The organism is Streptomyces iakyrus (assembly GCF_000717055.1).
GTDB lineage: Bacteria > Actinomycetota > Actinomycetes > Streptomycetales > Streptomycetaceae > Streptomyces > Streptomyces iakyrus.
Genome location: NZ_JNXI01000097.1, coordinates 1 through 410, shown reverse-complemented (window position 1 = coordinate 410; position 410 = coordinate 1). Strand labels below are relative to the sequence as shown.

The window sequence follows — 410 nt, the reverse complement described above, 5'->3', positions numbered from 1 at the left end:
ATCATGATCCGGACCGGTCGATCGCCGCGACCTTCCAGGCGCTGCCCGGCGCAAGCTTCGTCGTCAACGGCGCAGCGCAAGCCAGCGACTCCGCGCTGACCACGGCCTCGGTCGAGATGAACTGGCGAAACGGCTGGTCGGCGGCGGCGACGTTCGAGGGCGAGTTCTCCAACGTCACCTCGAGCTACGCCGGCAAGGGCGTGGTGCGGTATCAATGGTGAGAGCGTTTCCGCTTCAGACAGCCTGACGTCACGCGCGTGATTACCTGAAGCGTAATCGCGCGAGCGAACTCCCTCTGCGATGGTCGGTGCATCGGCGGCGATGGCGCCGATCGATCCGCACAGGGAGATAGATGATGGTGAGCCAACCGCTTTATGCGACCGCCAAGGACGGCACGGAACTGTTCGTGC

The 410-nt window shown here is 64.4% G+C and carries 1 protein-coding gene; it reads left to right on the top strand.

From position 1 onward, the window contains the following. Window positions 1-221 (top strand): membrane protein (locus OO68_RS48915; RefSeq protein ID WP_033314721.1); only part of this gene is annotated, 221 nt, incomplete at its 5' end. Window positions 222-410 lie beyond the last annotated feature (189 nt).